This window comes from Gordonia sp. PDNC005 (assembly GCF_016919385.1).
Taxonomy (GTDB): Bacteria; Actinomycetota; Actinomycetes; order Mycobacteriales; family Mycobacteriaceae; genus Gordonia.
Genome location: NZ_CP070351.1, coordinates 4,116,361 through 4,140,488 on the forward strand (window position 1 = coordinate 4,116,361; position 24,128 = coordinate 4,140,488).

General features: G+C 67.0%; 19 protein-coding genes. 11 read left to right on the forward strand and 8 right to left on the reverse strand.

Going from position 1 to position 24,128, the window contains the following annotated elements:
* Nucleotides 1-32 precede the first annotated feature (32 nt).
* Nucleotides 33-1,187, forward strand: coding sequence for an acyltransferase (locus JVX90_RS19800; protein ID WP_205330354.1), 1,155 nt, complete (start codon nucleotides 33-35; stop codon nucleotides 1,185-1,187).
* Here JVX90_RS19800 and JVX90_RS19805 read toward each other — a convergent pair.
* Together JVX90_RS19805 and JVX90_RS19810 are read right to left on the reverse strand one after the other, a co-directional pair.
* On the reverse strand, nucleotides 1,085-5,374 hold the full coding sequence (locus tag JVX90_RS19805) for an alpha-(1->3)-arabinofuranosyltransferase (protein ID WP_205332514.1): 4,290 nt from the start codon (nucleotides 5,372-5,374) through the stop codon (nucleotides 1,085-1,087). The genes JVX90_RS19800 and JVX90_RS19805 overlap by 103 nt on opposite strands.
* 28 nt (nucleotides 5,375-5,402) lie before the next feature.
* The gene (locus JVX90_RS19810) at nucleotides 5,403-5,606 is read right to left on the reverse strand and encodes a DUF2613 domain-containing protein (protein ID WP_205330355.1); all 204 of its coding nucleotides are present in this window, start codon (nucleotides 5,604-5,606) and stop codon (nucleotides 5,403-5,405) included.
* Nucleotides 5,607-5,745: 139 nt separating this feature from the next.
* Between JVX90_RS19810 and JVX90_RS19815 the strand changes: the two genes are divergently transcribed.
* The 3 genes from JVX90_RS19815 (at nucleotide 5,746) to ctaD (ending at nucleotide 9,390) form a co-directional block, all read left to right on the forward strand.
* A complete protein-coding gene (locus JVX90_RS19815) occupies nucleotides 5,746-6,912 on the forward strand; it encodes a glycoside hydrolase family 3 N-terminal domain-containing protein (protein ID WP_205330356.1) in 1,167 nt (388 codons plus the stop codon).
* A gap of 25 nt (nucleotides 6,913-6,937) precedes the next feature.
* A complete protein-coding gene (locus JVX90_RS19820) occupies nucleotides 6,938-7,546 on the forward strand; it encodes a TetR/AcrR family transcriptional regulator (RefSeq protein WP_205330357.1) in 609 nt (202 codons plus the stop codon).
* 185 nt (nucleotides 7,547-7,731) lie between these two features.
* Nucleotides 7,732-9,390, forward strand: coding sequence for a cytochrome c oxidase subunit I (gene ctaD, locus JVX90_RS19825; protein WP_240194191.1), 1,659 nt, complete (start codon nucleotides 7,732-7,734; stop codon nucleotides 9,388-9,390).
* Nucleotides 9,391-9,449: 59 nt separating this feature from the next.
* Here the strand turns inward: ctaD and JVX90_RS19830 are convergent, their stop codons facing one another.
* Nucleotides 9,450-10,334 carry a MaoC/PaaZ C-terminal domain-containing protein gene (locus tag JVX90_RS19830; protein ID WP_157435837.1) on the reverse strand — a complete coding sequence of 295 codons (885 nt, stop codon included), beginning with the start codon at nucleotides 10,332-10,334 and terminating at the stop codon, nucleotides 9,450-9,452.
* Nucleotides 10,331-11,692, reverse strand: a complete 1,362-nt coding sequence (locus JVX90_RS19835) for a 3-oxoacyl-ACP reductase (protein ID WP_205330359.1) — start codon at nucleotides 11,690-11,692, stop codon at nucleotides 10,331-10,333. The genes JVX90_RS19830 and JVX90_RS19835 overlap by 4 nt, the downstream gene beginning before the upstream one ends.
* 155 nt (nucleotides 11,693-11,847) lie before the next feature.
* Between JVX90_RS19835 and JVX90_RS19840 the strand changes: the two genes are divergently transcribed.
* The 3 genes from JVX90_RS19840 (at nucleotide 11,848) to JVX90_RS19850 (ending at nucleotide 15,927) form a co-directional block, all read left to right on the forward strand.
* A complete protein-coding gene (locus JVX90_RS19840; RefSeq protein ID WP_205332515.1) occupies nucleotides 11,848-13,182 on the forward strand; it encodes an acetyl-CoA C-acetyltransferase in 1,335 nt (444 codons plus the stop codon).
* 228 nt (nucleotides 13,183-13,410) lie between these two features.
* A complete protein-coding gene (locus JVX90_RS19845; protein ID WP_205332516.1) occupies nucleotides 13,411-15,087 on the forward strand; it encodes a VanW family protein in 1,677 nt (558 codons plus the stop codon).
* A gap of 63 nt (nucleotides 15,088-15,150) precedes the next feature.
* Nucleotides 15,151-15,927 (forward strand): SDR family NAD(P)-dependent oxidoreductase, encoded by a 777-nt coding sequence (locus JVX90_RS19850; protein ID WP_205330360.1) that lies wholly within the window; start codon nucleotides 15,151-15,153, stop codon nucleotides 15,925-15,927.
* 105 nt (nucleotides 15,928-16,032) lie between these two features.
* Here JVX90_RS19850 and JVX90_RS19855 read toward each other — a convergent pair whose 3' ends face one another.
* Nucleotides 16,033-16,677, reverse strand: a complete 645-nt coding sequence (locus tag JVX90_RS19855) for a hypothetical protein (protein ID WP_205330361.1) — start codon at nucleotides 16,675-16,677, stop codon at nucleotides 16,033-16,035.
* A gap of 67 nt (nucleotides 16,678-16,744) precedes the next feature.
* Nucleotides 16,745-17,428, reverse strand: coding sequence for a hypothetical protein (locus tag JVX90_RS19860; protein WP_205330362.1), 684 nt, complete (start codon nucleotides 17,426-17,428; stop codon nucleotides 16,745-16,747).
* A 206-nt stretch (nucleotides 17,429-17,634) separates the two neighbouring features.
* On the opposite strand from JVX90_RS19860, the gene JVX90_RS19865 reads away from it, so the two are divergent.
* Nucleotides 17,635-18,147, forward strand: coding sequence for an ACT domain-containing protein (locus JVX90_RS19865; RefSeq protein ID WP_205330363.1), 513 nt, complete (start codon nucleotides 17,635-17,637; stop codon nucleotides 18,145-18,147).
* 75 nt (nucleotides 18,148-18,222) lie between these two features.
* Here JVX90_RS19865 and JVX90_RS19870 read toward each other — a convergent pair whose 3' ends face one another.
* Entirely contained in the window at nucleotides 18,223-19,434 is a 1,212-nt protein-coding gene (locus JVX90_RS19870; protein ID WP_205330364.1) for an MFS transporter, read from the reverse strand.
* Nucleotides 19,435-19,525: 91 nt separating this feature from the next.
* Between JVX90_RS19870 and JVX90_RS19875 the strand changes: the two genes are divergently transcribed.
* Nucleotides 19,526-19,849: a metalloregulator ArsR/SmtB family transcription factor gene (locus JVX90_RS19875; RefSeq protein WP_205330365.1), complete on the forward strand. Its 324-nt coding sequence runs from the start codon at nucleotides 19,526-19,528 to the stop codon at nucleotides 19,847-19,849.
* 113 nt (nucleotides 19,850-19,962) lie between these two features.
* Here JVX90_RS19875 and JVX90_RS19880 read toward each other — a convergent pair whose 3' ends face one another.
* Nucleotides 19,963-20,127, reverse strand: coding sequence for a hypothetical protein (locus tag JVX90_RS19880; RefSeq protein ID WP_205330366.1), 165 nt, complete (start codon nucleotides 20,125-20,127; stop codon nucleotides 19,963-19,965).
* Nucleotides 20,128-20,322: 195 nt separating this feature from the next.
* On the opposite strand from JVX90_RS19880, the gene JVX90_RS19885 reads away from it, so the two are divergent.
* Together JVX90_RS19885 and JVX90_RS19890 are read left to right on the forward strand one after the other, a co-directional pair.
* The gene (locus JVX90_RS19885) at nucleotides 20,323-23,841 is read left to right on the forward strand and encodes an AAA family ATPase (protein ID WP_205330367.1); all 3,519 of its coding nucleotides are present in this window, start codon (nucleotides 20,323-20,325) and stop codon (nucleotides 23,839-23,841) included.
* Nucleotides 23,787-24,068 carry a hypothetical protein gene (locus JVX90_RS19890; RefSeq protein ID WP_205330368.1) on the forward strand — a complete coding sequence of 94 codons (282 nt, stop codon included), beginning with the start codon at nucleotides 23,787-23,789 and terminating at the stop codon, nucleotides 24,066-24,068. The genes JVX90_RS19885 and JVX90_RS19890 overlap by 55 nt, the downstream gene beginning before the upstream one ends.
* Nucleotides 24,069-24,128 lie beyond the last annotated feature (60 nt).

Consider the following 24,128-nt stretch of genomic DNA (forward strand, 5'->3'; position numbering starts at 1 on the left):
GACCGTACCCGGGCACTAGATTGGGTCGGGACATGAACGCCACCGCGGATTCACCTCGGCCCTTCTACCCGCAGCTCGAAGGCATGCGGGCGGTGGCCGCGCTCGGCGTCCTCACCACACACGTCGCATTCCAGACCGCGACGCTGGACGTCCCGGTCATCGGACCGATCCTCGGGCGACTCGATCTCGCCGTCGCGTTGTTCTTCGCGCTCAGCGGTTTCCTGCTGTGGCGGCCGTACGCGGTCGCCGCTCGTACTGATGCAGCACCGCCTGCAGTCGGTCGCTATCTACGGCATCGATTCGTTCGCATCTGGCCCGCGTACGCGGTCGTGGTGATCGTGGTGTTGCTTCTGCTGCCGCAGGCCCGCGGGTCGTCGGTCACCGTGTGGATCGCGAACCTCACGCTCACTCAGGTGTTCGTGCCCCTGACGTTGGCCCCCGGACTCACCCAGATGTGGAGCCTGTCCGTGGAGGCGGCGTTCTACCTGCTGTTACCGGTGTTCGGTTATGCATTGATCCGGATGCGCGGACCTCGGGCGCGACGCCGCGTTCCGGTGATGCTCAGTGTGGCCGCGCTGAGCCTCGCGTGGGGGCCGGTGGCCGGACTGCTGCCGCTGCCGACCGGGGTCGAACCGCACAACTGGGTGTTCGGTCACCTGCCGTGGTTCGCCGCCGGATTGATCCTCGCCGAACTCTCGGCGTCCGGCGTGGCCGCCCGCTGGTCGGCCAACCGGCCGGTCATGTTCGTGGTGTTCGTCGTGGCGTATGGACTGGCCTCGACTCCGATCGCCGGTCCCGTCGGCCTCGCTCCCATGTCCGACGCCCAGTACGCGGCGAAGATTCTCCTTGGCGGCATAGGGGCGTACGCGGTCCTCGCGCCGCTCGTGCTGAGCGACAGCCGGTTCCGATTCCTCGACTCGCCGGTCATGGCTGCTCTCGGACGATGGTCGTACGGCATCTTCATCTGGCACGTCGCGATTCTGACGTCGGTGTTCGGCCTGTTCGGGATCGCCGCATTCGACGGTCGTTTCGTCACCGTCTGGCTCCTCACGACCGTCATCACGGTGCCGGTGTCGGCGGCGGGCTACGCCTTCGTGGAGGAGCCTCTTCGGCGCGCGTTGAAACGTCGTGAGGGCAGAGCCGCCGAGGTGACCGCGGTCGAGACGGCGACAAGCGCGGCCACCTGAGGCAGTGCGTCGTACCCGGCGTACACCGCCCCCGAGTTCCACGGACCTGTCGCGAGGGCGACGGTCGCGATCACCATCGCGGAGAACGTCACGACCACGCGCACGGTGGGTGTCACAGCCGCTGCGATCAAACCTGCGACCACGGCCGCTGCCGCGCCCCACGGACCGGTGAGCAGGTACGCGGCGATCAGAGCGACGGCGAGGGTGGCTGGGGTTCGGGCCGGATGCGGACGCTTCGACTCGGACTCCGCTGGCGCTCCGTCCGGCTCAACGAGCAGGGGGGAGGAGTCCTCTTCCTGCTGGTTGAGCCGACTCCGAGGCGATAGCCGAGGCGTCGAGTCGAAGCCCCGGGAGCGGCGTGTGCGCACCGACGCCACGACGAAAAGCGCGGCGACGAGCAGGAGACCGACGAGAAGCGTCCACCGATACGGAGTGTCGAGGTCGAATGTCAGAGACACCGTGCCCGCGGCGCCCGCGGGCAGCAGCCATCCCTGCTGCCAGCCGTTCACGACGATCGGCGTCAGTTCCGCTCCGCCCAGTCGTGCGTGCCATCCCGGATTGGTGCTCTCCGGCACCGACAGGACACGGGCGGTGCCGGCGGCGTCGACCTTCACCTCGCGGTCGGTGGCATCCCATCGCCCGGTATGCGCTGGAGTGCTGACGCCGACGGTGTCGGGGCCCGCATGCAGGTTCACCGAGTCGACGGTGAACGCGTCGCCCGGGTTCACCGACACCTCCTGCTCGCCGGCGGCGAGATTTACTCCGGTGCCTGGGCACAGGGTGGCGACGACAGGTTCTCCGTCGCGCAGCGCGCGTGCGGTCGTCGACACCTGCAGGCGGTGCACCTCGCCGCCCGCAGACAGTCCCATGCCGAGCGGCCCCGCCGGGTCGGTGCCGCAGCCGATGACGATCGGGCGGTCCACGTCGGGAACGGCGGCGCCGGTGCCGGGCAGGACCGCGATCTCGGCGATGCCGGGCGGCGACTGTCGAGCGAAGCCGAGGTCGTTGACGTCGATCAGGTCGGTCGTCTTGTTCACGGTGATCGTGATCCGGTCGGTTCGTGCCGGGTCGAGAGGCACTGCGCCGTCCCGCCCGACCGTCACTCGCTGCGGCCCGGTCCCGAGGTCGACAGTCACGGAGGTCGGAGTCGCCGGGTAGTCGCCGGGGCCGGTGATCCGGAGTGATGAGACCGTCCGCGGCTCGGGCAACCGCACCACTAGGTGCGGCTTGGTCGCCTTCTTCTTGTTCTTCGCCTTGTCTGCGGGCTCTGGAGCCTCAGGGGCGGTCCACACTGTCGCCGGGTCGCCGTCGACGGCCGCTGCGGCCGTCCCTCGCGGATCGGTCACGCTCGACGCACCCTCGGCCCGGATCTGTCCCGGCACTGCGAAAAGATCGGTGAGTGTGCCTCCCGGCCGAGGTCGCAGGATCACCGTCGGTGTCACGTCGGTGGCCGACGGCACGGACAGCGCGCGGCTGAACACCCCTGGCGCCTCTGGATCCAATCCGAGGGCGGCGGCGCACCGGATGCGGTCCGCGTCAGATGTGCACTCGGCGCGTGAGCCCAACTCCGACGACAGCACCCACTCGTCGACTCGGTCCGCCGCGTCCAGCGAAGGCAGCACAATGCGGTGTCTGATCGAGTAGCCCAGCCCGGTGCCCGCGTCGGCCACCCGGACGTCGGCGACGGCGAACTGGTTGCCGCCTCCACCGTTCGCAGTGCGGATCGCGCGGATCTCCACCCGTTTCGTCGGACCGGAAGGCGCCACGATCCGAGTCGGTTCACCGGGCGTCACATTGGACACGACGGTGCTGCCGGCATCGGTGGTGACCAGAAGTGATGTGACGTCCGGTCCCAACGCCTTGGCCGTGGTCACGGTCAGGGCCAGGTCACGGTGTGCCTCCGTGAAGTCGATCGCGAGCCATCGTCCGACAGCGGATTCCAGGCCGCGGCTCACCCATGCCGTGTTCGGGTCGCCGTCGAACGCGGCCGCCGCCGACGACGCGGGTGACGTCCGGCCGGGCTGAGTCGCGTCCGCCGCGGACCCCGAGGACGACACCCGCACTCGATCCGGCGTGTTGTTCAACAGCCACTGGCCGTGGACGAGTGCGGCTCCGTCGACCGGGTAATCGGCGGCCGCGTTCTTCGTCAACCGCGGATCGTCGACGGTGCGGATGGCCGACGAGTGGTCGTCGACTCGCCCGAAGTCGGTCTCTCGGTCGGCCGGAGTGTCGGTGACGATGAGACCGGGACCGTCTCCGACTTCGGCTCTGCGTGCGTCCGATGTGAGCAACGCGGTCCCCAGCGCAGGCCTTCCGTCGCGAGTGCGCGCCTCGTTGATCGCGGCGAGCGACTCCGGGCCGCCGGTGACCCGCGGAATGTCGTCGAGCGGGGTCAGCAGTGGGCCCGTGCCGCGCGCGTCGCCGACGCGGTAGACGGTGATCGCAGGCATCGGTGGGCGCAGTCCGTCGTCGACGACGATTCCGTCGATCGTCGGAGGCGCGACGTCCGGCCCGAAGCGCGCCGCGACGGTGATGCCGGGAGATCTCCGTAGTGCGTCGGCGACCACCAACGGGCGGGCCGACCGGGATGTCGCCGGATCGAGGTCGGCGCGCAGGACGATGTATCCGACGCCCTGGGCGGTGAGAGTGTCGGCCAGGGCTGTCGATCCGCGCCCCGACGTGAGAGTGCGCTGCACCGAGTCCATCGCACGGATCGCGCCAGGTGGTGTCAGCGGAATGGCGTCGCGGACCGCCCACGGGGTGGACCCGAGTGCCTGCAGAGGTTCGTCGCGCGTCAGTCCCCACACCTGGTCGGCGAACGGGGCGCCCGGCACCACCAGGGTGCGGACGCCGGTGGCGTGCGAGTCGAGCCAGTCGGCGGTCTGCTGCCAATAGTCGGGGATCGCGCGGTAACTCGACGCCGGAGCGAGCCCACCCGTCCAGGCCAGCGAACCGGACCCGAACACGGCGACCACAACCATCATCAGAGCTGCCGCGGGTCTGCCCCACCCATTCGACGCCGACGGCTTCGCCAGCAGCGAACGAACCGGGACTCGGGCCAGCAGATGGGCGACGCCGAGTGCAAGCGGCAGTCGGATGAGGGGGTCGAACTTGTGCACGTTGCGCAGCGCGGCGCCGCTGCCGTCGAGGAATGCTCGGACGGTCTCGGCGATCGGCGAACCGAGTGCCCCGGGATAGCCGAGGCAGATCGCGAGAAGACCGACGCACAGGATCGCCAACCACCGTCCGCGGTGCGGCATCTCGCGCATCGCCAATCCGGCGAGGCCTGCTGCTGCGAGGACTCCGGTCGCGATGACGGCGGCAGTCTGAGACACCAGGACGGCGCCCGCGGCGCGCTCGGCCGACACGAAGGGTGTCCACGACGATGTCCCGCGCAGAACCTCGGTGAGCGACGTCCACTCGGTGGTGACCTGCGCCGATTCGATGAAGTCGAGGAATGGGGGTGACACCCGGGAGAGCATCAGCAGTGGAACGACCCACCACAGGCATGCCGCGGCCAGACCGAGCAACCACCAGCCGCCGAACACCAGTCCGGTGCGACGCCGACCGCGCGGAAGGGTCGCAGCGATCCACCACAACACGGCCACGCTCACCGCGGCGGCGGTCGCGACGGCATTGACCGCGCCCATCAGCGCCACCGCACACGCCGATCGCGCTGCGTCCTGCCATAGCCTGCGTGTGCCGCCACGGGTTAGGGCGCGGACAACGGGCACCAGCACCCACGGTGTGAGCATCATCGGCAGCGTCTCGGACGAGATGGTTCCGAGAGTCGTCACAACGCGCGGCGCTGCGACGAACATGGCTGCGGCGATCAGCCGCGAGCAGGGCGAACCGATCCGCAGTGCCTCGGCGAGCCGCACCACGCCGATGAATCCGACGGTCAGCAGCACCGCCCACCACAGCCGTTGGATCATCCACGGCGGAAGATGCACCAGGTCGCCGAGGGCGAAGAACGCTCCGTGCGGGAACAGGTATCCGTACGCCTGGTTCTGGATCTGGCCCATGGGCATCGTGGGCGACCACAGGTGAGTGGCGCGGGCCAGAAAGCCGATCGGGTCGGCCGTGAGGTCGAGTTTGGTGTCGGGGGCGATGCGGCCGGGGGCTTGCCAGAACGACAGGACGAGAAAGACGACGCCGACGACGCACGTGCCCGGGCGCGTCAGCACACGCGTGCCGTGACGCGTCAGCACACGATCAGGAGTTGTCGTTGGCGGATCCGCCGCGCGTGCCGTACTCGACCGAGCCCTGGACGAAACCGTCCTGGCCGTTGACGCTGTTGATGTCGGTCGACGGCTTGGTCTCAGACGCGAGCACACCGCCGAGGAAGACGCCGCCGATGCCGACGATCACACCGGCGACCGCGGCGAGGGCACCATAGATCAATCGGTCGCGAACCATGCCGCCCAAAATACCATCTCCGCCGCCGGTCGCCGGGAGGCCGCGGTTCGCGACGTGACTCATCCGTCCGGACTACGACTGTCTGAGAGGCGGTGCATGTCGACGGTGTCCGTGAGGTCTCGCGTGCGAGACTGTCGTCATGCGTGGATCCCGTTCACTGGTCGCCGTTCTGACCGCCGCGTCGCTGCTTGCGGTGGCAGCGTGTTCCGACTCACCCGACGACGTCGCATCGTCGTCCAGTTCGACGACGACGACGAAGCAGGCTTCGTCGACGTCGGCGGGCCCGAAGTCGTGTGGAAGCGATCAGCTCGCGTCCTTGACGTTGCGCGAGAGGCTCGCCCAGTTGTTGGTCGTCGGGGTGGCCGACGCAGCCGACGCGAGACAGGTTGTCGAACGTGAGCACCTCGGCGGCATCTTCATCGGCAGCTGGACCGACATGTCGATGCTCAGTGACGGTTCGGCGAAGAAACTGTCGGACGCGCAGGAGGTTCCGCTGATGGTGACGGTTGATCAGGAGGGCGGGCGCGTGAGCCGGCTCGCGAAGCTGGGCATCGACATGCCGTCACCCCGTGAGCTCGCCAAGACGAAGACCCCGGAGGAAGTCCGCGCGCTGACCAAGGCCGCGGGCAAGAAGATGAAGGCGCTCGGCATCACCGTCGACTTCGCGCCGTCGGTAGACGTCAGCGATGAACCGGACGACGAGGTGATCGGCGATCGGTCGTTCTCGAACGACCCCGCCGTCGTCACGAAGTACGCCCGCGCCTACGCGCAGGGGCTGCTGGACGCCGGGATCATGCCGGTCTACAAGCACTTCCCCGGACACGGTCACGGTTCCGGCGACTCGCACACCGGCACAGTCCGGACGCCTCCGCTGAGTGAGCTGATCACCAGCGATCTCGTCCCGTACAAAACTCTCCTCAAGAACCCCGGCAACGTGGGCGTGATGGTCGGGCACCTGATCGTTCCCGGTCTGACCGGTCCGGACACGCCGTCGAGCATCAGCCCGGCGACCATCGGCATGCTGCGCAAGGGAAGCCGCTACGGCGGAGTGCCGTTCGACGGTGTCGTCTTCTCCGACGATCTGTCGGGCATGAAGGCGATCAGCGACAAGTTCCCGATCGATGTCGCGGTCCGCAAGGCGATCAATGCGGGGTCGGACGTCGGGCTGTGGCTGTCGACCGACAAGGTGTCCGCCGTCCTCGACTCGCTCGAGAAGGCGGTCGAGTCGAAGAAGTTGAACCGCAAGCGCATCGACACGTCGGTGCTCCGTATCCTCAAGGCCAAGGGAGTGATCACCTGCAACTGAACTTACCGAATGGTAAGTTAGGGGCATGGCGAGCGGAACGAAGCGGCTGCCTCGCGCGGTCCGCGAGCAGCAGATGTTGGATGCGGCGATCGCCGTGTTCTCCGAGCACGGATTCTCCGACAGTTCGATGGACGCCATCGCTGCGCAGGCGGAGATCTCCAAGCCGATGCTGTACCTGTACTACGGGTCCAAGGACGAACTGTTCGCCGCCTGCATCGCTCGCGAGAGCGGCAAGTTCATGCAGTCGATGAGTGCGGGCTTCGATCCCGAACTGCGTCAACGGGACCAGGCGCGGATCCTGGTCCGCGAGTTCCTGCGTTTCGTGCACGAGAACGCGCAGTCGTGGCGAGTGCTGTACCGAGTGTCGATGGGCACCGCGGCATTCGCCGACATCGTCACCGAGAGCCGTCGTGGCGTCACCGCGATGATCACCGACCTGATCCGCCGGGGGACCACCGTCGAAGGCGCACGCGACGTGGACTTCGAACTCACCGCAGTTGCGCTGGTGGGCGCAGGCGAGGCCGTCGCCGACCGGATGACCGACGGCGACGTCGACCTCGACGACGCCACCGACCTCCTGCTGGGCATCACCTGGCGCGGTCTGCGCGGAGTCGGCTCGCACGCCGACGACTGACCGCGCACACAACCTAAGTCCCCTCGCCCACAAGGGCTTTCGATCCCGACCGCGGGCCGTTCCGGCCCTGTGGCCGAGCCTTTTCCCTTCGTAACGTCTGAGCTGCGAGATTTCTGCTCGACCATCGGGTTCAAGGGGACGAAGTGACAGACACCGTCGAGGAACGGAAGGCTCCGGCTGCGGCCGTGCGGCCGAGTCCAGGAGTCCGGCGTGCGCCGGGCTCGCTGCTGTATCGAGTGCTGACGACGACCGATCACAAGATGATCGGCTTGATGTACCTCTGGGCGTCCGGAGCGTTCTTCGCCGTCGGGGGTCTGATGGCGCTGGTGATGCGACTCGAGCTGGCGATGCCCGGTCAGTCGTTCGTCTCGAACGAGCAGTTCAACCAGCTGTTCACCATGCACGGCAGCATTATGCTCCTCCTGTACGCGATGCCGTTCGCATTCGGCTTCGCCAACTACTTCGTGCCGTTGCACATCGGTGCGCCCGACGTGGCGTTCCCCAGGCTCAATGCGCTCGGATTCTGGCTGTTCCTGTTCGGCGGCCTGGTCGTCGCCTTCGGGCTGCTCACGCCCGGCGGCGCCGCAGACTTCGGCTGGACCGCGTACATGCCCCTCGGCGACGTCACACATTCTCCAGGCCTCGGGGCCGACCTGTGGTTCATCGGGGTGGCGGTCGGCGGGATGGGGACGATCCTCTCGGCGGTCAACTTCATCACGACGATCGTCTGCCTGCGAGCACCCGGGATGACGATGTTCCGGATGCCGGTGTTCACCTGGAACATCCTCGTCACGAGTGTCTTGATCCTGCTGATCTTCCCGTTGCTCGCCGCGGCGGTGATCGGTGTGGAGGTCGACCGGCAGTTCGGTGCGCATCTGTTCGATCCGGCCAACGGCGGGGCGATCATGTGGCAGCACATGTTCTGGTTCTTCGGGCACCCCGAGGTGTACGTCCTCGTGCTGCCTTTCTTCGGCATGGTGTCGGAGATCGTCCCGGTGTTCGCACGAAAGCCGCTGTTCGGGTACTCCGGGTTCGTCTACGCGACGCTGTCCATCGCTGCGCTGTCGATCGCGGTGTGGGCGCACCACATGTACGTCACCGGCGCAGTCCTGCTGCCGTTCTTCGCGTTCATGACCTTCTTGATAGCCGTGCCGACCGGTGTGAAGATGTTCAACTGGATCGGCACCATGTGGCGCGGCAACCTGACGTTCGAGACGCCGATGCTCTTTGTCGCCGGCTTCATGGTCACCTTCCTGTTCGGCGGTCTCACCGGCGTGTTGCTGGCCAGCCCTCCGCTGGACTTCCACCTCTCCGACACCTACTTCGTGGTCGCACACTTCCACTACACGATCTTCGGGTCGGTGGTCTTCGCCGGCTTCGCGGCGCTGTACTTCTGGTTCCCGAAGATGACCGGCCGGATGCTGGACGAACGCCTCGGCAGGATCCACTTCTGGACCATGTTCATCGGATTCCACATGACGTTCCTCGTCCAGCACTGGCTGGGGAACGCAGGCATGCCGCGTCGGTACGCCGACTACCTGCCGAGTGACGGCTTCACCGTGCTCAACATGGTGTCGTCGATCGGCTCGCTGATCCTGGGCATCTCCACGCTCTTCGTGGTCTGGAACATCTTCGTCTCCTGCCGAATCGGTGAAGTGGTCACCGTGGACGACCCCTGGGGATTCGGCAACTCGCTGGAGTGGGCGACGACGTGCCCTCCTCCGCGCCACAACTTCACCGAACTGCCCCGGATCAGGTCGGAACGTCCGGCCTTCGAACTGCACTATCCGTTCATGGTCGAACGCATGCGGGCCGAGGCCCATGCGGGCCGCAGACACGGCTGAACGCAAAACGCGCCTCCTGCTCGATGAGCGGGAGGCGCGTTTCACGGGTCGACGTGGATTCAGCCGATTCGTCGGACGGTTCCCGTCAGGTGCGGGTAGCCCTTCTTGCGGTTGAGAACCGAAACGTCGTAGCCGCCGTCGGCATGTGACGCGTATGCGTTCACCTTGGCGGGCAACAGGATCGGCTTGCCGAAGCGCACCGAGTAGACGACTGCGCCGGGCAGTGCGCCCTCGATGTTCGCCAGTGACGCGGCCGCCGTCCACATGCCGTGCGCGATCGCCTGGTTGAACCCGAAGGCCTTCGCGGTGACGTCAGCCATGTGGATCGGGTTCCGGTCGCCGGATGCTTCCGCGTACTTGCGGATCAGTCCGAGGTCCACCGACAGCACTCGGTCGGGCGACGGCGCAGCCGTCTCCTTGGGCGCCGGTCCGCGTTCGCCGCCGGACAGGCTGGTGCGCTGCTGCTTGAGGAACGTGCTCGTCTGCCGTGCGACCCGCTCACGCCCGACGAAGAACTCCGAGATCATGTCGACCAGCAGTCCCTTGCGGTGTTCGCGCAGGTTCTCCGCGTGCGTCTCGATGGTCAGCGGCTCATCGACGCCGATCGCCCGGAACCGTTCGATCGTGTTCTCGATGTGCACCGAACCGATTGCGCCCAACGGGAACTTCGGGTCCACCATCGCCGACATGGCCAACGGGAACTGCAGCACGAACAGGTACGTGACCGGCACTGTCGAGCCGAACGGAAGTCCGGTCGCGTGACAGTAGTCGGCCAGCTGGTCGAGGTCGATCCGCACGTTCTCGATGCGGTGCACGGTGTCGGGGACCACGGCGTCCGCCGAGACCCGCGCGGGCTTGCCGATCACCGGAAGCATCGCTGCGACGGCTTTCGGGTAGATCTGCGCAGGTCCAGGCAGCGACGTGTAGGTGACTGTCGACATCAGGCGCCCAGGAGGCTCTGACCGCAGACGCGGACCACGTTGCCGGTGACGGCGTTGCTGGCCGGGTTGGCGAAGTACGCAACGGTCTCGGCGACGTCGACGGTCTGACCGCCCTGCTGCAGCGAGTTCATGCGGCGCCCGACCTCGCGGGTGGCGAGCGGGATGGCAGCGGTCATCGCGGTCTCGATGAAGCCCGGCGCGACGGCGTTGATGGTGATGCCCTTCTTGCCCAGGATCGGGGCGTAGGCGTCGACCAGACCGATGACGCCCGCCTTCGATGCGCCGTAGTTGGTCTGCCCACGGTTGCCCGCGATGCCTGCGATCGACGAGACGTCGACGACGGCGCCACCCTTGCGGAGTGCGTCGCGTTCGACGAGCTCGTTGACGAGGGTCTGCGGTGCGATCAGGTTGACGCCGATCACCGAGTTCCAACGGCCCGAGTCCATGTTGGCGAGCAGCTTGTCGCGGGTGATGCCCGCGTTGTTCACGATGATGTCGAGACCGCCGTGGCGTTCGAGGACGTGCTCGGCGACCTTCTGGCCCGCGTCCGCTGCGGTGACGTCGAGGGGGAGCGCGGTGCCGCCGACACGATTGGCGGTCTCGGACAGTGCCTCGCCTGCTGCGGGGATGTCGGCGCAGATGACGTGCGCGCCGTCGCGTGAGAGGACCTCGGCGATGGTGGCGCCGATACCGCGTGCGGCACCGGTGACCAGGGCGACCTTGCCCTCGAGCGGCTTGTCCCAGTTCGCGACCTTGGCGCCGTTGGCGTCGCCGACGCGGATCACCTGGGCGTCGACGTACGTCGACTTGGCCGACAGCAGGAAGCGCAGTGTCGACTCGAGGCCGGACAGGCCGGTCTTGGCCTTCGGCGAGACGTAGACGAGCTGTGCGGTCGCGCCGTTGCGGAGTTCCTTGCCGAGTGAGCGGGTGAAGCCCTCGAGTGCGCGCTGAGCGATCTGCTCGTCGGGGCCCGCGGTGAGCTCGGGTGTGGTGCCGATGACCACGAAGCGCGCGGAGTTGCCAGCCGAACGCATGACGGGGGTGAAGAACTCGAAGAGCTGCTCGAGCTCGGCGGCCTTGGTGATGCCGGTCGCGTCGAAGACTGCGGCGCCGAGCTTGTCTGCGCTCCGGCCGCCGGTGTTGTTCTCGACGAGCGTGTAATCGTCACCGGCGGTGAGGATCTCGCGGATCGGTTCGACGAGGCGTCCCTGACCGCCGAGGAGCACGGGGCCGCCGAGTGCCGGTGCGGACGGCGAGTAGCGGCGGAGGTGCGGCGGCTGGGGGAGGCCGACGCGGCTGGCGATGAATCCGCCGGGGCCGGAGTTGACGAAAGACGAGTAGAGATCGGTGTTGCCTGCCACTGCGGGCTCCTTCAGTAGTCGAAGAGTCGATTCGAGGTATGCCGGTGACGATAGGTGCGTCCGACCATTGTGTGCACCGGTCAGCACCTGTGACGTTCACCGCATACCATCGAGGTCGACATCGAACTTACTCTGGAGTAAGAATGATGACAACAATGGTCCCCGAGTATTCAGGAGAACCCGTGGCATCGTTCACGCCCCGCAAGCCGGAAACCCGTCAGCTGCGTCCCGTCGCCATCGTCGGCGGCAACCGAATCCCGTTCGCTCGCCAGGACAAGGCATACGCGACCGTCAGCAACCAGGAGATGTTCACCGCGGCTCTGCAAGGTCTGGTGAGCCGTTTCAACCTGCAGGGTGAGCAGCTCGGCATGGTCGCGGGTGGTGCGGTGCTCAAGCATTCGCGCGACTTCAACCTGATCCGCGAGTCCGTCCTCGGCTCGGGCCTCTCCCCGTACACGCCCGCCTTCGACCTCCAGCAGGCGTGCGGAACCGGACTCCAGGCGATCGCGGCCGTGGCCGACGGCATCGCCTCGGGTCGCTACGACGTCGCGGTCGGCGGCGGCGTCGACACCACTTCCGACGCCCCGATCGGCGTGTCCGAGGATATGCGTCGCCAGATGCTCGAAGTGAACCGCGCCAAGAGCACCCCGGATCGCATCAAGGCCGCACTCGGCCTCGTCGCGAAGCTCGGCATCGAGATCCCCCGCAACGGCGAGCCCCGGACCGGCATGTCGATGGGCGAGCACGCCGCCATCACGGCCAAGGAGTTCGGCATCAGCCGCGCCGACCAGGACGAATTGGCGGCCGCCAGCCATCAGAAGATGGCCGCAGCCTACGACCGCGGCTTCTTCGACGACCTGATCACCCCGTTCCACGGACTCACCCGCGATGAGAATCTCCGTCCCGGCTCGACCGTCGAGAAGCTCGCCACCCTCAAGCCCGCGTTCGGCGTGAGCCTCGGCGACGCGACCATGACCGCAGGCAACTCGACGCCGCTCACCGACGGCGCGTCGACCGTCCTGCTCGCCAGTGACGAGTGGGCCGCGGAGAAGAAGCTTCCGGTGCTCGCCTACCTGGTCGACACCGAGACCGCGGCCGTCGATTACGTGAACGGCCCGGACGGCCTGCTCATGGCGCCGACGTACGCCGTTCCGCGTCTGCTCGAGCGCAACGGCCTCACTCTGCAGGACTTCGACTTCTACGAGATCCACGAGGCGTTCGCCTCGGTCGTGCTGTGCACACTGCAGGCCTGGGAGTCGGACGAGTACTGCCGCGAGCGCCTCGGCCTCGACAAGGCACTCGGCTCGATCGACCGCAGCAAGCTCAACGTGAACGGCTCGTCGTTGGCCGCGGGCCACCCGTTCGCAGCCACCGGCGGACGCATCATCGCGCAGGCCGCGAAGCAGATCAAGGAGAACGGCGGCGGTCGTGCCCTCGTCTCCATCTGCGCCGCCGGCGGCCAGGGCGTCACCGCGATCGTCGAAGGCTGACGTTCGCCGCACAGGCCTCGGGCACTCGTGCAAACGAGCGGTCCGGGGCCTTTTGCGTGCCAACCGGAAAGTTCTTCGCCGACGATGTAACGCTGCGGTCACCTGGAGCTATAGACCAGATAGCTCCGGCTGAACCGCCAGACCCCCGACCCGGCGGTTCAGCCGGAGTTCTGTGTTCTCACCGGGGGAGAGCCATGCCCTAGGATCGTGACTGTTGTGAGTTCATCGATGAAGCGTCGTGTCGGCGCGTGGGGATGGGTCGCGCGAGGACTCCTCGCCGCGATCATGCTGACAGCTCTCGTCTTCGCATTCGACTACGCCCTCGGTCACGGCAAAACCGCCCGCGGTGTGCAGATCGCGGAGTTCGATCTCGGTGGCAAGTCGGACGACCAGGCGCGGGCAATCCTCCAGCAGATCTCCGTCGTCGCGCACGGACCGATCACAGTGCGCACCGACTCGGGTTCGGCCGCGATCGATCCCGCCGAACTCGGTGCGGCATTCGACGTCGAGGGCACACTCGCGAGGCTCAAAGAGCAGCCCGCGAATCCGTTCACCAGGCTCGCCGCGCTTTTCGGGGCGCACCGCGATGTGGCGCCTGTCGTCGACATCAACCGTGCGTCGTTCGACAAGGCGCTCGACGCCCGACGGTCCACCCTTGAGAAGGCCGCGGTCGAAGGCGGTGTCCACTTCGACGGCTTGCGTCCGGTCGCCGACTATCCGGCCACTGGAATGCGCATCGATCGAGACGCCGGAGTGATCGCGGTCGGCGAACACTGGCTGGAGGGCGGCCCGCTTGATCTCGCGATGGAGCCGTTCTCCCCGACCGTCGGCCGGGCCACCGTCGACGCCACTGTCGCCGATGTCGCGCCGCAGGTCACAGCGTCGCCGCTCCGGCTCAAGGGGCGGGGGCGCGACATCGTCCTGACGCCCCGAGAGCTCGGGGCGCTCGTCACGTTCGTCGCCGACGGCAAGGGCGGCCTCGTCCCACACGTGAAGGCGGCAGATGCGAAGAAGTCGCTGTCTGCTCGTACCGATCGCACCGAGAGCGAACCCGTCAGTGCAACCTTCCGACTGGTCGGCGGTTCACCCAAGGTGGTGCCGTCCGTCGAGGGTGCGAAGGTGGACTGGGACAAGACCGCCGAGGCGATCGCGGCGGCGGCCGTCGCGGACGACCGGTCGATCGACGTCGAATACACGGTCTCCAAGCCGAAACTCACCACGTCGGCGGCCAAACGACTCGGAGTCACCGAGGTGGTCTCCGAGTTCACCACCGGCGGTTTCAGTGGTCCGTCGGGCGAGAACATCCGCATCGTGGCGGACAAGGTCGACGGCGCCGTCGTCCTTCCCGGTAAGACGTTCTCCCTCAACGGGTACACCGGTCCGCGCGGTGCCGCGCAGGGGTACGTCGAGTCGGGGATCATCGATCACGGCAGGCCGTCCACGGCGGTCGGCGGCGGTATCTCGCAGTTCGCGACGACGCTCTACAACGCCGCGTACTTCGCCGGCCTGCAGGATGTGGACCACACCGAGCACGCCTACTACATCTCGCGATACCCGGAGGCTCGCGAAGCGACAGTCTTCGAGGGGCTCATCGACCTCAAATTCAAGAATGACACCAAGCACGGAGTCTTCATTGAGACGCAGTGGTCGTCGTCGAGCGTGACCGTCCGGCTCTGGAGCACCAAGACCCGCGATGTCGAGTCGATCACCGGTGACCGCACGCTGCCGACGTCGCCCGAGACGGTCACCGTTCCGCGCGGCGACGACTGCATCGCCAGCAGTGGGCTCCCCGGCTTCACAGCGTCGGACACGCGCGTGATCCGCGATCACCGCACCGGCCGTGAGATCAACCGACACACGCGGACCGTCCGATACGCGCCGGAGCCCGTCGTCCGCTGTCGTTGATCTGTGGAACGTGTTCCACACCCGGACTGTGGGTGGGGTCACCGATTGGTTATGCTCGCGAACATGGACATCACTGGAGCAAGTGCAATCGTTACCGGCGGCGCGTCGGGTATCGGCGCGGCAGCTGCCCGTCGTCTCGCGAACCGCGGCGCCAAGGTCGTCATCGCCGACCTCAAGGCTGAAGACGGCGAGGCCCTGGCGGCCGAGATCGGCGGCGCGTTCGTCAACGTCGACGTCACCAACACCGAGCAGATCGAGGCGGCCATCGCCAAGGCTCTTGAGCTCGGCCCGCTGAAGGCCGTCGTCAACTCGGCCGGTGTCGGCTGGGCGCAGCGCACCATCGGCAAGGACGGCGAGTACTCGTCGGCACACGACCTCGATCTGTACAAGAAGGTCATCGGCATCAACCTCATCGGCACCTTCGACGTCGTGCGGCTCACCGCCACCGCGATGAGCCGCAACGAGGCCGGCCCGTCGAACGAGCGCGGCGCCATCGTCAACCTCGCGTCGGTCGCCGCCTTCGACGGCCAGATCGGCCAGGCCGCCTACTCGTCGTCGAAGGGCGGCGTCGTCGGCATGACCCTGCCCGTCGCCCGTGACCTGTCGGCTGTCGGCATCCGCTTGAACACCATCGCCCCCGGCCTGATCGACACCCCGATCTACGGCACCGGCGAGGCGTCGGAGGCCTTCAAGGCGAAGCTCGGTGAGAGCGTCCTCTTCCCGAAGCGCCTCGGCGTGCCGGACGAGCTGGCCTCGATGGTCGAAGAGCTCATCACCAACTCGTACATGAACGCCGAGGTCGTCCGCGTCGACGGCGGCATCCGGATGCCCCCGAAGTAGGTCGGCCTCTCCGCTCGTCAAGCGAAGTCGTGAACACCGTCCGCCAGTCGCGCCCACTCAAGCGGGTGCAACTGGCGGACGGTGTGTTTTCCAAGCCGGTCGGAGCTACCGAATCGGGGGCAGTCCGGCGAGGTGTGCGCGATCGTGCCAGCCCGGGGGTATCCAGCCGCGCGTCATGAACTGGGGGTGACGGGGATGGCGGGCTCTGGCCCACACGGTGAACGCGAGTTCAGCCCAATCCGACTCGAGGATCCAGGTGATCGGTCCGTGCGCAGACCTCCCGCTGAACTGTGCCTGGCGAGGGGCGACGAGCGTCATGGAATCGATCGAATCGTAGGTCCATGTGTAGTACTGCGACGGCACTGAGAAATGCAGCGTAGACGTGCTGATCCAGAGTTGCCCGGCGTCTATCTGTCGCCACTGAGGCTGGGCTAGAGCGGCGGCCTCGCGTCGACGACGGCTGTTGCCTGCGGCTTGCGCAAGTGCGAATCCCCCGGCTATGGCGAGACCAACACCTCCCGTGCCGAAGACGAATCCGCTCTGGTGGACATAGGTTCCGTTTCCGGCGCTCTCGAAGTTGAGGAGTCGGAACGTTCCGTCCGCGAGCACGGTCCCGCTATCGGCGACCGGGAACGGCGTGAGAAGGTTCGGCAGTTCGGCAGCCCTGCCGGAGTCGATCAGAGAATTGATCTGCGTCGTATGCCAGATGGCGATGTCGTGCTGCGGAAGGCGTGAGTGATGAGGTTGCATGACTTCCTTTGGGACGTGAAGAACTCCGACTGCTACTCGTGTGTCGACCGCTGACGGTCTGGGTCGTTCAGCCGCGCCCGGTGGCGAGGGCGAAGATCTCCTTCTCAACCTGGACAGGGGAACGATCGTAGGCGATTCCCCAGACGGTCAGGGTCTCGATGTACATCGCGTAGTCCTCCGTTCGTCGGTTGCCGAGTGAAAGCCCGGTCTCGTTTCGGATCCAGTCCCTGACTTGTCTGTCGAGAATGGGTGAGGCGTTCGGTGCATCCGGATTCTCGCCCGCGGAGGCAAAGTACAGCCATTTCGTGAAGAATGCGCTGCCGAGATGCTTGATCTTGCCTTCGTTATTCATGTACCGAAATCCTTCGAGCGGACCGTCGTTTCGAACCTTTAGGGCAGAAATGCGGAGGAGTCCTTCGACGTCGACGCGGATCGGGGCGTCACGGGTTCCTGACTTGAGTCCCGTGAGGCTCCGTCGCACGCGAACGGGGCCGAAGCCGGTGGTCCCGTGTCCCCAGATCATCGCAGCGATGAAGGCCGGAAGGATCTCACCCTCAGTGATGCCCCGGTTGACGACTTCCAGAGTCGACGTGCGGTCGACTTTCTCAGGCAGCGCGTCGAGTAGTTCGGCAGCACCCGGGACGTCGTGCAACATCGATCTCCACGCCTGACGCTTCCACGCGAACGGAAGTTGGGGCTGTGCGGGTGCCACCAGCTGGTTGGCCAGCGCTGGAGGAACTGTCAGGTCCATTGAACTTCCGATCTGGTAGACGTCGCGTTTCGGTGTTTCGGCAGAGGCGCGTGAGACATTACCTCTGCGCGAGAGCGGCGAATAGGGGTCTGTCGAATGACAGACCCCTATTCGGAGGCGACGCGGACGGAGTGCTGGGTGTGAACAGGCGACGACAGTGCGCTCAATTCCGTTTGAGCCGACCGCCGGGTCGATAGTCTTGCGTCATGCGGAATCTCGTGTTGTCGGTGATCGGTGACGATCGTCCAGGTCTGGTGTCGGCGCTCTCGGATGCAGTCGCGTCCAATGGCGGTAACTGGGAGCGGAGCCAGCTGGCTCAGCTCGCCGGAAAGTTCGCAGGCATCGTTGTGGTGGCCGTTCCCGCTGATCAGGCTGACGGCTTGGTCGCCGCAGTCACCGGTCTCGAGGGGCTTCTCGAGGTGGCGGTTCACTCGGGCGACGGCGCGACGTCGCGTGAAGGCGAGTGGACCGGCCTGACGATCGGCGTCCTCGGCAACGACCGGACCGGAATCGTGCAAGAACTGTCCGCCGCACTCGGCGCGAGCGGAGTGACCATTGAGAACCTGACCACCGGTACCCGCGAGGCGCCGATGGCAGGCGGGATGCTCTTCGAGGCCGAACTCCACGTGATGGTGCCGCCGAGCGTGGATCTCGACGCCGTTCGCGCCGATCTCGAACGGATCGCTGCCGAGCTCCTCGTCGACCTGAACCTGGACTGATCGACCTCATCTGAACAACTTCGGCACTCTCCACCGCGCATAGCGCGGCAGAGAGTGCCGAAGTTGTCGCGAGTGCTAGCGACGTGCGCCGAGAGTGCCCATGACTGCGGCGCCGAGGCAGGCGACCGAGATCGCCCCGGCGAACCACGGGAACACTTCGGCGGTGCCGTACTGCGACGCGAGCGCGCCGGCGATCACCGTGGGAATGCCCATCGCGAGGTATCCGAGCAGGTAGTACGCGCTCATCACACGACCGCGAGCGTCGGCGGGTGTCACATCGTTGAGATGGCGGAGCGACCCGCCGAATGCGAGACCGAATGCCACGCCGAGCGCGATCGAGTCGAGCAGCACAAACGCGGTGGAGCCGCTGTTCAGGGCCCACACCGCGCCGCCGAGCGACACGATCATGCCGATGTGCCCGACGACCGCGGACGTGCGGGGATCGTAGCGGCCGCCGACCCACTGGGAGACTGCAGACGCCGCGGCCATCACTGCGACCACGATCCCGACGAAGATGATCGACGTGTGTCCCGTCGAATGCTGGGTCAGGGCGGGGTAGAGGCTGAGGAACACGCCGAGCACCGACCACGCGCTGAGGATGCCGATGCCGGAGAACCAGAAGTCGGCGAGCATGGGGGTGGGCACCGACGGCTTCTGAATCCGGATGCGGGCACCGGTCTTCTCGGTGTGCGGTTCGATGAGGACGATGACGGCGACGAGCATCACGGCGACGACAACACCGACGATCGCGAACGGGATGCGCAGCGGGTTCGCCGCCCACTGAGCCGCTGCGGCCGCCCCGAACACGGTGATCGCGATGCCTACGTTCAGAGCCACGCCGCTGAGCATGCCGTTGCGGGCGCCGCCGTGCGGTCGGACGTCGAGCAGTGCTGCGCCCGCGACAACCGTGATCGCTCCGATGGCGCCGCCGTGCAGGAAGCGCGCGACGATCAGCTGCCACTCCGACGTCGCGATCAAGAACAACCCGAGGCCGCCGAGGATCGCGAGGAGCGCGGTGATCAGGACCGGTTTGCGACCGACGGCGTCCGAGATCGGTCCGACGGTGAGCGCTGAGCCCAGGGCTCCGATCGCGTAGACGGCGAACACGATGGTGATCGACACCGGGCTGAGGTGCCACTCCTGCTGGTAGATCGGGTACAGAGGCGACGGGAGTCCGGAGACGCCGAGCGCGAGAGCCAGGAGCGAGAGGAGGAGGGCGAACGACCAGCGCTGCGGATGAACCGTGGTGGACGGCGAGACGCCCGTCCCGGTGGCAGTGGCAGTCATGGCGACCTCCGAGTATGTTTGACGATTATCGAACGATTCGAGACTATACGAGTGTTCGATGTTCATCAAACTAATTTCTGGGGAGTCGACAATGACGAGCAGTGACACCGCGACGGTGGAGCCGGTCGCCGACCTGCACGCCGTCCTGTCCGCCCTCGCCGACCCGGTGCGCTTGGAGATGGCGCGCCGCCTGCAGCACGTCGACTCGCTGTCGTGCTCGGAGCTGTACGACACCGTCACCAAGGCGACGGCCAGTCACCACTTCAAGATCCTGCGGGAGGCCGGAGTGCTGCAGCGTCGCGCCGCCGGACAGAGCGCCCGATACTCTCTGCGGTCGGCGGACGTCGAGGCGGTGTTCCCCGGACTGCTCACAGCGGTCCTGTCCGCTGCCGACGTCGATCGCGAGACCGACTGACCCCGTAGACGGCAGGCTCGAACCTCCGACAGTCCTCCTGCCGTCATCGCTCTGGAAACGACGCTGCCACCACCATCCCCCCGTCGGATGGTGGCGGCAGCGTCAGCGTCGGGTCAGCCCAGGCTCCCGTTGGGCCTCACCGAGTCTTGTGTCGATCCAGACGAGTGTCCGGCGTCTCCCTCCATCGCCGGACCCGTCACCACGAGTATCACGAGCGCCACGGCCAACACGATGACGGCAGCGAGCTTGAGCAGTGAGAGCTGCAGGCTTCTGGTCATCAGAGTGGTCCTCGAGGCTGGTGGAATTCGAAGTTCGGCGGTCGTCGACCGACACCCACGACAGTAGGGTCGAATAGAGGGCCACGGCGAACAATCGGTAACTGGAGCCGATGTCCTGGCAGGTCAGGCCATGTTTTCATTTGTCCGGTCCGGACAAATGAGGGAGGAAATGCAGACTCCAACTAGGCTGATCGAGTGACCTCGACGCAGTCTGACGCATTCGGCGCCGCGCTGCGGACGCTGTTCGCTCAAGCGGGCCGCCCCACGCTGGAGGCAGCCGCGAAGGCGGCATCGAGAACCGGCGCGGCCCTGTCCCGGCAACGGGTGAGCGACTGGCGGAACGGGCGCCACCTCCCCCGCGACTACGCCGTCGTCGAACCACTGGTGGCGTGGTTGACCTTCCGGGCGATCGACGCCGGGGCGCAGGACGTGCTGCCGCTGCCCGCGTGGCGTGAACTCTGGGCGGCGGCCCAGAGCGGGACCACGGTGACGGCGACGCCCCCGACCCCGACAAGCGCTCCGTTCCGCGGCCTCGCTCCGATGACCGAGGCCGACACAGACGTGTTCTTCGGACGGACGTCGGTCGTGGAGGCGTTGGTCGAACAACTGGAAGCCGTCGCGTCGTCGGACGGTCCACGCATAGTGATCGTGACCGGCGTGTCCGGAGCGGGGAAGTCATCGGTTCTGCGAGCGGGCCTCGCCGCTGCGCCGGATCCGTGGAACCGGCCGACCCGGCTGGCGATCGGCGACGACGGACTCCAGATCGATCAGGCCGAGCTCTCCGCGTTGGCGGTCGTGGATCAGTTCGAGGCGGTCTTCGCACTCGAGCAGTCGGTGCGCGACGACGTGATGGCCGCTGTGCAACGGTTGGCCACGAGCACCACGTTGATTCTCGGCATCCGCGCGGACTTCTTCGACGCCTGCCTCGACATCGGGTTCCTTGCCGAGGCATGGCAGGACCGGTCGGTGATCATCGGCGAGATGACGTCGGCCCAACTCGATCAGGTGATCCGCGAACCGATCCGGCTCGCAGGCGGACGCATCGATCCCGGTCTGGCCGAGCTGCTCGTGCGCGACCTGCACGACACCACCGAGTCGGACGACCACGCGGGTCGACTTCCATTGTTGGCCCACACCTTGGAGCGGCTGTGGGCCATGCGGTCGGGCACCTTGATCACCGTCGCGACGTATCGGAAACTCGGCGGCATCACCTCCGCCATCGCGGACACCGCGGAGGACGCGTGGGCGACGATCGCACCGCAGGACCACGACGCGGCCCGCGCACTGCTGCTGTCCCTGGTGCAGTTCGGTCCACGTGGAGTCCCTCTGCGGGCGTGGGCCTCCCTCTCCGACCTCCGGCGCCGCTTCCCAGACCGTGCCGACCGGATCGTCGACGTGTTCGCCGACGCACGGCTCATCACCGCGGGAACGTCGGTGACGTTCATTCACGACGCCGTTCTCACGGCATGGCCGCGGCTGGCCACCTGGATCTCCGACGACGCGGACATGCTCCGTTGGAGCCAGCGCCTGGCCGACGACGCCGCGACGTGGGCCGACAACAACCGCGACGCCGACCTCCTGTACTCGGGTGGGCGCCTTGTCGAATCGTTGGAGAACGTCGAGAAGCTCGGTGAGCTCCGACTGGACGTGCTGCCGCCGAGCGGCCTCGACTTCATCGACGCGTCAGTCCGACGTCGGCGTCGCCTCAAGAGCCTCCAGATCGGAGCGGTCGCTCTCATCGCGATACTCGCGCTGGTCGCAGGAATCGCCGCAGTCACGGTCAACCGGCAGGCGGGCGACCTCGAAGAACAGCGCAACTACGCGGAACACAACGCGCTGCTCTCCGACATCGATGGACTCGTGTCGTCCGACCCGTCGACGGCGGCGCGACTTGCGCTCGCCGCGGACCGCAGGTTCCCCGACGATCCCGCGATCCACACCCTGCTGACGTCGGCGGCGTCGACACCGCTCGCGGTCACCCTCGCCGGTCACAGCGCGCCCGTCTACGACGTCGCGTATTCACCGGACGGCTCGCTGCTCGCGTCGTCGAGCAACGACCGCACCGTGCGGATATGGCGACGGACCTCCGAAGGCACGTCGCCCTTCGTCCAGATCGCGGTGCTCGGCGGATTCGACAACTTCGCCACCTCGGTGACCTTCTCACCGACACTGCCGCTGCTCGCCGCGTCCAGTGGAGACGGCGCGGCCCGGCTGTGGAACATCTCCGATCCGGCCGCACCACGCAAGGTCGCCGAACTGCGGGCGGGAAGCGGAACGTCGTATCTCACTCGATTCAGTCCTGACGGCAGATGGTTGGCGACCACCTCCGACGACGGGACGCTGGCGGTCTACCCCATCGCCGACGCGATGTCGGCGCCGTCCGCGCCCATCGAACTCCGTAGTCACAGTGGTCCGGTCCGGGCGGTCGCGTTCGACTCCTCGAGCCGACTGCTCGCGTCCGGCGGCGACGACCAGACTGTGCACCTGTGGCGGGTGACCGGCGACGACGTCGTCTCGGCGGGTGAACCGATCCGCGGATTCCCGAGCATCACGCACTCGTTGGCCTTCCTGCCGGGGAGCGACGTGCTTGCGGTGTCCGGGGACAGTCCGACGATGACGTTGTGGAACGTCGCCGATGCCGCAGCTCCTCGAATGGAGAACTCGGGGCTGGCGGGCGTGACCGCGGGCTCGTGGTCGATGGCCGCCGATCCGAGGTCGCCCCTCATCGCCCTCGCCGGAGTCGACGGGGTGGTCCACGTGTGGAACGTCGCGTCCACGGCCTCGCCGCCCATCGTGTGGGATCTGCAACGGTCTGCCGCACGCGGTTCGATGCGCACCTTCAGTGTGGGTTTCAGCCCGCGCGGCGGTGAGCTCTCGGTCGGTCGATCGGACGGCGGAATCGACGTCTGGCGTCTCCCGACTCAGGCCACCCCCGATCGGGCGGCGGTCATCTCCGGTATCGCGCAGAGCCGCGACGGCGACGTGGTCGCGACAGTGGGAAGCGACACGCGCCTCAACGTCTGGACACGACACGACACGATGTGGCGCACGCGGGGCTCCGTCGGCACGGAACGCCGCGTGAACGACCGGCCGAGTGTCGCGATGAGCGACGACGGGAAGCTGGTCGCCACGGCCAACAACAACGGCGGATCGATCGAGCTGTGGGACATCGCGGATCCGGATCGGCCCCGGTTCGCCTCGCGGATACGGACGGACACGCGGTACACGTCCGTCATCGACTTCGTCGCGGGTCGACATGTGTTGGTCGGGGGATCGTCCGACACGGAGATCGCACTGTGGGATGTGGCCGACGCCGCCGCGCCGACGATGATCGGCGATCCCGTCGGTGGTCCGACCGACCTGATCACGGCCATCGCCGTCGACGCCTCGGGCAGTCGTGTCGCGATCACGTCCGACGACCGACACGTTTACGTGTACGACGTAGCGACCCGCAAGCGAGTGCGCTCCATCGCGGTAGGCACCGCGGCGAGCGACGTCGTGTTCGATCCGAGAAGCGGGTCGATCCGTGTCGCCGCAGACACCTTGACGCAATGGAGCCTCGACGACGGCTCGCTCATGTCGCGTATCGACGTCGACGATCCAGACCAGCTGTCGGTCATGGGGCGGGACACCCTTCTGATCGGACGAGTGCCCGCAGCGTGGTGGCCTACCGGATCGATGACGACGGCGACCTCTCCGACCGCAGGGTGGTGACCCCGGTGTTCGGCGGCTCTCGGGCGCCGACCGCGCGGTGGAGGTTCCCGGCTGTCACCGCGGAAGCGTCCGGGTTCTTCCTCACCGCCGGGGAGACCACGGGTCTGCTGTACGCCCAGTCACTCGATCCCGCCGGCGGACGCGAATGGATCTGCGCCGTCACCGCACCCCTGAACGAGCAGGAGGCCGACCGACATCGTGTCGCCGAGGGCGACGACGTCTGCTGATCCGCGCGCCGTTCGGCCCGCACTGATTAATTGGGCCTCACCTGCGGATCCGAGTCGGTG

Coding starts and splice junctions, on each gene's coding strand:
- JVX90_RS19800 (WP_205330354.1), top strand. CDS start 33: ATGAACGCCACCGCGGATTCACCTCGGCCCTTCTACCCGCAGCTCGAA.
- JVX90_RS19810 (WP_205330355.1), bottom strand. CDS start 5,606: ATGGTTCGCGACCGATTGATCTATGGTGCCCTCGCCGCGGTCGCCGGT.
- JVX90_RS19815 (WP_205330356.1), top strand. CDS start 5,746: ATGCGTGGATCCCGTTCACTGGTCGCCGTTCTGACCGCCGCGTCGCTG.
- JVX90_RS19820 (WP_205330357.1), top strand. CDS start 6,938: ATGGCGAGCGGAACGAAGCGGCTGCCTCGCGCGGTCCGCGAGCAGCAG.
- JVX90_RS19840 (WP_205332515.1), top strand. CDS start 11,848: ATGGTCCCCGAGTATTCAGGAGAACCCGTGGCATCGTTCACGCCCCGC.
- JVX90_RS19845 (WP_205332516.1), top strand. CDS start 13,411: ATGAAGCGTCGTGTCGGCGCGTGGGGATGGGTCGCGCGAGGACTCCTC.
- JVX90_RS19850 (WP_205330360.1), top strand. CDS start 15,151: ATGGACATCACTGGAGCAAGTGCAATCGTTACCGGCGGCGCGTCGGGT.
- JVX90_RS19855 (WP_205330361.1), bottom strand. CDS start 16,677: ATGCAACCTCATCACTCACGCCTTCCGCAGCACGACATCGCCATCTGG.
- JVX90_RS19860 (WP_205330362.1), bottom strand. CDS start 17,428: ATGGACCTGACAGTTCCTCCAGCGCTGGCCAACCAGCTGGTGGCACCC.
- JVX90_RS19865 (WP_205330363.1), top strand. CDS start 17,635: ATGCGGAATCTCGTGTTGTCGGTGATCGGTGACGATCGTCCAGGTCTG.
- JVX90_RS19870 (WP_205330364.1), bottom strand. CDS start 19,434: ATGACTGCCACTGCCACCGGGACGGGCGTCTCGCCGTCCACCACGGTT.
- JVX90_RS19875 (WP_205330365.1), top strand. CDS start 19,526: ATGACGAGCAGTGACACCGCGACGGTGGAGCCGGTCGCCGACCTGCAC.
- JVX90_RS19880 (WP_205330366.1), bottom strand. CDS start 20,127: ATGACCAGAAGCCTGCAGCTCTCACTGCTCAAGCTCGCTGCCGTCATC.